The 4,532-nt window shown below is 51.5% G+C and carries 3 protein-coding genes; all 3 read right to left on the bottom strand.

All coding sequences use genetic code 11. The features are described from left to right. Positions 1-291 precede the first annotated feature (291 nt). On the bottom strand, positions 292-2,655 hold the full coding sequence (locus AC06ND_RS09540; RefSeq protein ID WP_475678749.1) for a PL29 family lyase N-terminal domain-containing protein: 2,364 nt from the start codon (positions 2,653-2,655) through the stop codon (positions 292-294). Between the two features lie 64 nt (positions 2,656-2,719). Then, positions 2,720-3,994, bottom strand: coding sequence for an aldo/keto reductase (locus AC06ND_RS09535; protein WP_475678748.1), 1,275 nt, complete (start codon positions 3,992-3,994; stop codon positions 2,720-2,722). After that, positions 3,987-4,532 (bottom strand): ion transporter (locus AC06ND_RS09530; protein ID WP_475678747.1); only part of this gene is annotated, 546 nt, incomplete at its 5' end. The genes AC06ND_RS09530 and AC06ND_RS09535, both read right to left, overlap by 8 nt.

The raw sequence follows: 4,532 nt of genomic DNA, 5'->3' as shown, positions 1-4,532 counted from the left end.
CACCAGCATCAACTCCACCATTGTCTGCATTTTCATAATTCTCTGATTTTCAATATTTTCCCAATCGCGACTTTGGGTGATTTCGCCCAAAGTCAAACATAGTAACACGCTGATTCAAAGCGAGTTGGCATAAAGCATATTTTTGTTGCAAGCTCCCAATGAGCCGCAATCCTCCTTTTGTAGGGTTTAGCGTCCCCAAGCGTCCTTCCTCAAGCATGCCGCCCCTTCTCATCAGCAAGATAGCGGCATGAATGGGCAATGCCACATCAATGTTTTTCCAGAAGTTTCCGGCTATTTGGTTGTGGAAGCCGTTGGGACCTTTCGGTAAAGGACACCGTCCCCGACTATACTCTTGGATGAATAATAGCGGAAACAATTAGCATCTTTGTTATAACGTATATCAATAGGACCGTCCTTTGTGTCGTCATCTTTGCTGAAAATCCTGGCGCCAGTGCCAGCGACAAACTGAATCTTGTTCAGATAACTACCTCCATGCTTCAAAGATCCTGACGAGGTGGCACCAATTCTGAAATTATCATTTGTAACAACTGAATAAAAGCCATCTTCAGCACTGATTGTCAACTCACATTCAGCAATATCAGGATTCTTGGACAAAGAAATCACCCCGCTTTCGCTAATAACAACACTCTTTGCGCTTGCTCTGCCCGAACTCGTATCAGAAAGATCGACATCCTCAAACGCAGCATTGAACTTCTCGTCCACAAGAATATACGTCCCTGTCCAATCATCCATTTCTGCAGTAACCTTAACATAATCATAGCCTGTTGGAATAGGGCGGGCAACTTCGCAAGTTGCAGAAACCGCACCAGGGGTAGAAGTGCCCAAGGCCGTAGCGATAATGGTAACCGTGCCAAATCCCTTGACAGTAACAAGACCATTCTCGTCAACTGAAGCAACACCAGGATTGGATGATGTCCACTCAACAGTCTTGTCGGAAGCATTCTCAGGATATACTGTAGCGTACAATTGCTTCTGAGTCGTACCCGTGACCTCAATCGATTTCTCGCTGAGTGTGATACTTTCAGCCTCAACATAGTTCGACACGATCGGGAGCCGCTTGACGATGGTTGAGGAAGAGTTGCTGAAGAGGATTATGGCCTCGGAGGGGGCCGCATATCCCTTGGGGCAACAGATTGTGATCGTGCCGGTGTCGGAGGACGATTCAGTAATAACAAAGGAATAGTCTTCAGAAGGTTCCTCCATCAAGTAAACCACCGGATCTTCTCCCCCGTTCTTGATAGAATAGTTCACAGTGACTGTCTCTGTGCCGTTGATGACGACCTCGGCGGGATCGAAGGTTACAGCAAGTGTGTTGTAATAAGGAACCTTGAATGAGATGCCGTCAGCGAGGGTAAAGGCAATAAAGTCCCCGTCCTTTGAAGGGACTACAGAAGAGAACATGCTGTCGCCGTCCTTGCCGTCAGCACCGGCAGAAGGCATGGGCTTGCCGTCAGGACCGAGAATCTGCGACCATTTCTTACCGTCGTCAAGAGAAACAATCCAGTATCCTTTGTCATCGATACCCATCTGAGGGGTAACGCCGGCTGTACCGGGCTGGCCATCCTTACCGTCCTTGCCCGTGACAGGCACCTTCTTCCCTCCTGATAGCAGCCACTCGCCGTCAACGGTCCAGTAGAGGATGCCGTCGGAAGCAGCCTTGACACCGATTACCGGAGTATGGCCCTCCTGGCCATCTTCACCATCTTTGCCATCAGCACCGTCCTTGCCGTTGCGGATGGAGGCTTTGGTTCCATCAGCGAAATATAGGTCATAGCCGACAGTAGCGCCGTCTTCCTTGACGACTTCGTACCTGGTGACATATCCGCCGTTCTGTATCTGTGCGACCAGAGTCCGAAGGCCCGAAATATTGGTATTCAGTTCAGCAACCTGCTTCTGAAGAGCCTCGAAAGCGCTCCAGGTAGGAAGTTTCATCACAGTGCCGTCGACAAGCGTAATGATGACAAACGAAGCGTTGGAAGCATCGACGCTCTTGAAGAATGAGTCTCCATCCTTGCCATCAGCACCATCCTTTCCGTCCGCTCCGGGCTTGCCGTCAGCTCCTGTGCATTTGTCGAGTTGCCGCCAGTTTTTCCCTTGGTCATAGGAGATATACCAATATCCGCCTTCAGTCTTGAGCTGAGGGGTGATACCATCCTCGCCGTCTGCACCATCTTTTCCGTCAGCACCATCCTTGCCGGTCACAGGAAGTTTCTTGCCATTGTCAAGGAGCCACCCGCCATCGACAGTCCAATAATAAATGCCGTCAGAGTCCTTTCTGACGCCTATCACGGGTGTATGACCATCTAGACCATCCTTGCCGTCGGCACCGTTCTTGCCGTCAATGCCGTCTTTGCCGTTCCGGAGGGTGGCCTGGCTGCCATCCGTGAATGTGATGACATAACCGACCTGAGTCCCGCCCTCCTGGAGAGGGGTCAGCGATTTGACATATATGTTGGACTGAAGGGCCTTGACTATGGTTGATAAAGCGTCAACGGATCCGTTGTTGCGGCTCATTTCGGTCTTTAGGGCATCGATCGCACTGTGAAGTTCGTCAAGCTCGTCTCGGAAATCCAGACATGACACAGAGCATAGGGCAAGCGTGGCCATGGCCAGAATCTTCATAAGTTTCTTCATATATCGTTATCTTAACAGCATTTGAAATTTAGCGGGAAAAGGTGAATGGCAATTCTGAAATAAATCAATATCCGAAGACGTCTGCTGCGGCGCGCATATTGGAAATGATGTCGACGCCGAAAGGACAGCGGGTCATGCATTCGCCGTCCTCGAGGCAATCGGAACCATGCAGTTTAAGGACCTTGTAGTGGTCCTTGACGGATGCCGGAACTTCAGGCTGCATCGTGGCGAGGTCGGTCAGTTTATTGACCATGGCTATGTCGATACCTGCCTTGCAGGGCTTGCAGTGCCCACAATATGTACAGGCGCCGCTGAAAGCATGCATCGGGGCGGCAGCCAGCACGCTCGCATAGTCCTTTTCCTCATCGGTGGCGGTCTCATACGCCACAGCCTGTGCAACATGGTCAGGCTCGCCGAAACCTACCAGGATGGAGGCGACAGCGGGTCGGGTCAGAGCGTAATGAATACACTGCACGGGGGTGAGAGCGACTCCGAACGGCGATGTCTCAGCCTTGAGGAGACGACCGCCGGCATATCCTTTCATAACCGTGATACCTATGTCGTGAGACTCGCAGTAACTGTATAGCGCGGCACGGTCCTGCGAGATGGAACCTTCGCTGAGCGTCATGTCGGGAGCGAAGAAATCCACTGCGGCACCTGCGGGGAGGCTGTCGTATACGGGATTGCAGCTGAACAGCATCATCTCGATGATGCCGCTCTCAGCTGCGGCGAGGGCGACTTCGGGGTTATGGGTGCTGAGGCCGATATGGCGTATCTTGCCCTGACGCTTGAGTTTCATTACGTATTTGTAGAAGTCATTGCCACCCTCGATGGCCTTCCACTCGTCGATATCATCAACATAATGTATCATGCCGAGATCGACATAATCAGTCTGGAGACGCGTGAGGAGATCTTCGAACGCAGGTTCGACCAATGACATGTCACGGGTGCGGAAATACTGCCCGTCCTTCCATGTGCTGCCGATGTGGCCCTGGATGAACCAGTGTTCGCGGCGTCCCTTGAGCGCGTCACCGAGTTTGGTACGGATATCGGGGCCGGGCATCCAGACATCGATGATATTGATTCCGGCCTCCTCAGCGAGGTCGACTATATGCTTGCAACCTTCGGCATCAAGACGCTCAAGCCACTCGGCGCCAAGTCCTATCTCACTGATCATCAGTCCAGTCTTGCCAAGACGGCGGTATGTCATACCGGTCGTTTCATCTTTACGTGAGTCTTTCGGGGCACTGACGTTTCTGCATGAGGTGATCAGTGAAGGGGCAGCGACAATGATACCGCCTGCCGTAAGGGCGTTTTTGAGAAAAAGTCTTCTATCCATTGTTCCTTGAGTTTCTTATTTCTTCGGTGAGTTCCTCGATCTTGGCTGTCAGGGACTTGACCTCCGCCTCGAGTTGATCGTTGTTGTCTGCTACCATTGCGTCGACAAACACGGAATTGACCAGAGAGAGTCCGATGATACCGCCGGCCAGCAGGATAAACACGAAGTATATTCTGACCCATGCGACCTGACCGGCCGTAAGACCAGCCGACAGGGAGTCCGGGATTTCATACCAGCCTTCGACCGTGCAGAGCCTGAATGTCGAATAGATTGCATCGACAGGAGTACCGAAGAACTGCGGCGACACATCCTTGAACATGGCACAGCTGAAAAGGGCGAAGACGACGATGAGGACAAGGAAACCGGCGAAGATTGGAAGGGAGTCCTTGAGAGCACGCCACAAGCCTTTTATAATCTGACCGAAATTCGGGAAGATATGTACGACACGGAAAAACCTGAACACGCGCAGAACCCTGAGAATCAGCAGAATGGACAGGTTGACTATCTTTACGGGAAGGAAATATGTCACCAATGATGG

It is taken from the genome of Candidatus Cryptobacteroides sp. (genome assembly GCF_056207615.1).
Note: the sequence above shows the minus strand (reverse complement) of the source record. Positions and strands in the feature narration are given on the sequence as shown.